This window comes from Mycobacterium sp., assembly GCF_035697385.1.
Classification (GTDB): domain Bacteria; phylum Actinomycetota; class Actinomycetes; order Mycobacteriales; family Mycobacteriaceae; genus Mycobacterium.
On sequence record NZ_DASSCY010000326.1, the window covers coordinates 1 to 4,509 of the forward strand.

Here is a 4,509-nt window from a genome sequence, read left to right on the forward strand (position 1 = left end):
CCACGGCCCCGGGGTGGACGGCCGTGGAAGTGGCGCGGGAACTTGCGAGGCCACGCGTCCTTGCAACTCTCGACGCGGCGTTGCGCTCAGCTTGGTGCACACCATCCGACTTCGAGCAGGCGGTCCGTGAGCAGAGTGGACGACGTGGCATCGTCGCCGTGCGTGACCTATTGCCGTACGCCGACGGGCGAGCCGAATCGGCGATGGAAAGCGAGGCCCGCCTCGTCATGATCGACTACGGCCTGCCGCGGCCAGAGCTGCAGTACGAGATCCACGGGCGCAACGGTGAATCGTGGCGGGTCGACTTTGCCTGGCCTGATGCTCGCGTGGCCGCCGAGTACGAGAGCATCGACTGGCATGTGGGTCGCGCCGAAATGATAAGAGACAAGAAGCGTTTCGCCGCCGTGCAGGAATGCGAATGGACCGTCATCCCCATCGTGGTCGAGGACGTTCGACGGTATCCCGCCCGGTTGGCACAGCGGATCGACAGCCACCTCACACGGTCACAACGCACGGGGTGACCCGCGAGCAGACACAGAATCGCATTACCAGCGGCGGAATCGTGCGATTCTGCGTCTGCTCGGCGAAGAAACTAAACCGAAGCCTTGAGCTCCTCGACCTTGTTGGTCTGCTCCCACGGCAGCTCGATGTCGGTGCGGCCGAAGTGGCCGTACGCCGCGGTCTGCGCGTAGATCGGGCGCAGCAGGTCCAGGTCGCGGATGATTGCGCCGGGGCGCAGATCGAAGACCGACGTGATGGCCTTCTCGATGCGGGCCGGGTCGACGGACTCGCTGCCGAAGGTCTCGACGAACAACCCGACGGGCGCCGCCTTGCCGATCGCGTAAGCGACCTGCACCTCGACGCGCTCGGCCAGGCCGGCGGCGACCACGTTCTTTGCCACCCAGCGCATCGCGTACGCCGCGGAACGGTCCACCTTGGACGGATCCTTGCCGGAGAACGCGCCGCCGCCGTGGCGGGCCCATCCGCCGTAGGTGTCGACGATGATCTTGCGGCCGGTCAGGCCGGCGTCGCCCATCGGACCGCCCAGCACGAACTTGCCGGTGGGGTTGACCAGCAGCCGGTAGTCCGAGGTGTCCATCGATTCGTGGCCGAGATCGGCCAGCACCGTGTTGACGACCTTCTCGCGGATGTCGGGCGTGAGCGTGTTCTCCAGGTCGATGCCGTCGGCGTGCTGCGTGGAGAGCACCACGGTGTCCAACCGCACCGGCGTCCAACCGTCGTACTGGATGGTGACCTGGGTCTTTCCGTCCGGCCGCAGATAGTCGACGACGCCGTTCTTGCGGACCTCGGTCAGGCGACGGGCCAGCCGGTGGGCCAGCGCGATCGGCAGCGGCATCAGCTCCGGCGTGTCCTTGATGGCGTAGCCGAACATCAGGCCCTGGTCACCGGCGCCCTGGGCGTCCAGCGGATCGCTTTCGCCCTCCACGCGAGCTTCATAGGCGGTGTCCACGCCCTGGGCGATGTCAGGCGACTGCGATCCGATCGCGATGTTCACACCGGCGGTGGCTCCGTCGAAACCCTTCTCCGAAGAGTCGTAGCCGATCTCGAGCACCCGCTTGCGCACAATAGTGGGAATGTCGACGTAGGCCGACGTGGTGACCTCGCCGGCGACGTGCACCTGGCCCGTGGTGACCAGCGTTTCGACGGCGACGCGCGAGCGCGGGTCTGCGGCGAGCAATGCGTCGAGCACCGAGTCGCTGATGGCGTCACAGATCTTGTCGGGGTGGCCCTCAGTTACCGACTCACTGGTAAACAGCCGAGCTTTGCTCACGGTGTGATCCCTTTCAAAACTTAGTCAGTCAAATTATATGCGCGTCGCGTGCAACCTTTGGCGCACCTGATGCGTGGTCCGAATTACTCGCTGCCGGTGTGCAGAAAGGCCACGATCGCGTCCACGATACGGCTGGCCATCAAAGTTTTCGAACCGTGCTCCAGAGCGGACTCCGTGCCGTCGGCCGCCAGCAGCCATCCGTCGTTGTTGTCCACTTCGAACGCCCGATTCTCACCCACGGCATTGACCACGAGCAAATCACAGCCCTTGCGCCGCAGTTTGGCCCGAGCGTGGAAGAGCACGTCGCCGTTGGCGTCACCGGTTTCCGCAGCGAACCCGACGATCGCCTGCATGTTGGGCAACTGGCCGTCTGTGCGGGCCCGCACCGCACCCGCGAGCACGTCGTCTGTGCGGGTGAGCTCAATCAATGGCTCACCTTCGCTTTCCGGGCCCTTCTTGATCTTGCTCGTAGCGAGGTGGGCGGGCCGGAAGTCGGCAACCGCGGCGGCCATCACCAGTACATGCGCATCGGGCGCGTGCTTGGACACGGCGTCTTTGAGCTGAGCGGCAGACCCGATGTGGACGACGTCGACACCGGCAGGGTCGGTGAGTCCGGCGGTGTTGCCAGCGATGAGCGTGACGTCGGCGCCGCGCTGGGCCATCACACGGGCCATCGCATAGCCCTGCTTGCCGGAGCTGCGATTGCCGATGAATCGCACCGGGTCGATCGGTTCGCGAGTGCCGCCCGCGGTCACCAGCACCTTGACGCCCGCCAGGTCGTACGGCAGCGCGTCGCCGCGGGCCAGCAGCAGTTGGGCCAGTGTGGTGATCTCCTCGGCTTCTGGCAGCCGGCCTGCGCCGCTGTCGGCTCCGGTCAGCCGGCCTGACGCAGGCTCCAGGACGACCGCGCCTCGACGGCGCAACGTGGCGACGTTGTCGACGGTCGCAGGGTGAAACCACATCTCGGTGTGCATGGCCGGCGCGAACATCACGGGACATCGGGCGGTCAGCAGCGTGGCGGTCAGCAGGTCGTCGGCGCGGCCCGACACCGCACGTGCGAGCAGGTCCGCGGTGGCAGGAGCGACCACGACGAGGTCTGCTTCCTGGCCGATCCGAACGTGCGGCACCTCATGGACGTCGTCCCACACGCCGGTGTGGACCGGGTTCCCGGAAAGGGCTTCGAACGTGGCGGCGCCGACGAACCGCAACGCGGACTCGGTGGGCACCACCTGCACGGAATGGCCGACCTCGGTGAGCTGACGAACCACCGTCGCGGCCTTGTAGGCAGCGATGCCACCGGCGACGCCGACGATGATCCGCTTGCGGTCCACCACGCCCAGGCCTTGGCTTACTCGCCCTCGGTGTGCTCGAGCAGGTCTGAATGGATCTCGCGAAGCGCGATCGACAGCGGCTTTTCCTGCAGCCCGGGCTCGACCAGCGGGCCGACGTACTCGAGGATGCCGTCGCCAAGCTGGTTGTAGTAGTCGTTGATCTGCCTGGCGCGCTTGGCGGCGTAGATCACCAGCGCATACTTGCTCGACGCGCGATCAAGCAACTCGTCGATGGGCGGGTTGGTGATGCCCAACGGCGTGTCGTAGGCGCCGGCGGCGGACGTGTCGATGTCGTCCACAGCGGCCAGCTGCGCGTCGGCGTGCGGGGTGCTCACGTAGAAGTTCTCCTGAAAATTGAGTGGTGCTCGGGAACCCCACGCCCGGTGAGGCGCACGAATTATCGGGGGTTCACCAGCAAGGTTACCAATTCGGCGCAGGCAGACTCCAATTGGCTGTTCACGACCACCTCGTCGAAGTCGTCCTGGGCTGCTAATTCGGCCCGCGCGGTGGCCAACCTGCGAGCCATCACTTCCGGGGTCTCTGTGCCGCGCCCGTACAGCCGGCTCTCGAGCGCCTCCCAGCTGGGCGGGGCGAGGAACACCGTGATCGCCTCCGGCATGGACTTCTTGACTGCCCGTGCACCGGCCAGGTCAACCTCGATGAGGACGGGATGTCCGGCCTGGGTGGCGGCGCGAATGGGCGCTGCAGGCGTGCCGGATCGGTGCAGGCCGCCGTGGATTTCCGCCCATTCCAGCAGCGCGCCCTCATCGATCAGCTGCTGGAACCGCTCGGCCGTCACAAACGAGTAGTCGACACCGTCGACCTCCCCGGGACGTGGCGCTCTGGTGGTCACGGAGACGGAAAAGTGCAGGTCGGGGATCCGGTCACGCAGGCAGCGGACGACGGTGGATTTCCCGACGGCAGACGGGCCGGACAGCACTACGACTGAGCTCATCGCTGTCCGACCCCTCGGCCGGCGTTCACTAGTCGCTGGTGAAGTCGAACTTCTCCAGCAGAGCCTTGCGCTGACGATCGCCGAGGCCACGCAGGCGGCGGGTCGGGGCGATTTCGAGCTCGGTCATGATCTCCTGCGCCTTGACCTTGCCGACCTTGGGCAACGCCTCGAGAAGCGCAGAAACTTTCATTTTGCCCAAGACCTCGTCGGACTCGGCATCCTTGAGCACCTGCTTGAGGTTGGTGCCGCCGCGCTTGAGCCGATCTTTGAGTTCGGCACGTGCTCGACGTGCGGCAGCAGCCTTCTCCAACGCTGCCGCGCGCTGTTCGTCGGTCAACTGGGGAAGGGCCACGGGGTTCCTCCGTCTCTTGCCGTCATGTGTTGTGTCTTGACTGGTTAGACAACCAGCCAGCGGGGACGACCGTACCCAC

At 66.0% G+C, this 4,509-nt stretch carries 5 protein-coding genes and 1 pseudogene; 1 reads left to right on the plus strand and 5 read right to left on the minus strand.

The genetic code is table 11. The features are described from left to right. Window positions 1-521 (plus strand): annotated as a pseudogene (locus tag VFH65_RS27590) (hypothetical protein); the annotation flags it as partial. A gap of 71 nt (window positions 522-592) precedes the next feature. On the opposite strand, the gene metK reads toward VFH65_RS27590, so the two are convergent. From metK to mihF, 5 genes are all read right to left on the minus strand, one after another. After that, window positions 593-1,792, minus strand: a complete 1,200-nt coding sequence (gene metK, locus VFH65_RS27595) for a methionine adenosyltransferase (RefSeq protein ID WP_353326049.1) — start codon at window positions 1,790-1,792, stop codon at window positions 593-595. Window positions 1,793-1,875: 83 nt separating this feature from the next. Continuing rightward, complete coding sequence (gene coaBC / locus VFH65_RS27600) at window positions 1,876-3,126, minus strand: bifunctional phosphopantothenoylcysteine decarboxylase/phosphopantothenate--cysteine ligase CoaBC (protein ID WP_353326051.1); 1,251 nt, start codon at window positions 3,124-3,126, stop codon at window positions 1,876-1,878. Window positions 3,127-3,140: 14 nt separating this feature from the next. Further along, window positions 3,141-3,458, minus strand: coding sequence for a DNA-directed RNA polymerase subunit omega (gene rpoZ / locus VFH65_RS27605; RefSeq protein WP_353326052.1), 318 nt, complete (start codon window positions 3,456-3,458; stop codon window positions 3,141-3,143). Window positions 3,459-3,520: 62 nt separating this feature from the next. After that, entirely contained in the window at window positions 3,521-4,078 is a 558-nt protein-coding gene (gmk, locus tag VFH65_RS27610; protein ID WP_353326053.1) for a guanylate kinase, read from the minus strand. Between the two features lie 28 nt (window positions 4,079-4,106). Further along, window positions 4,107-4,430 carry an integration host factor, actinobacterial type gene (mihF, locus tag VFH65_RS27615; protein WP_029116997.1) on the minus strand — a complete coding sequence of 108 codons (324 nt, stop codon included), beginning with the start codon at window positions 4,428-4,430 and terminating at the stop codon, window positions 4,107-4,109. Between the last annotated feature and the right edge of the window lie 79 nt (window positions 4,431-4,509).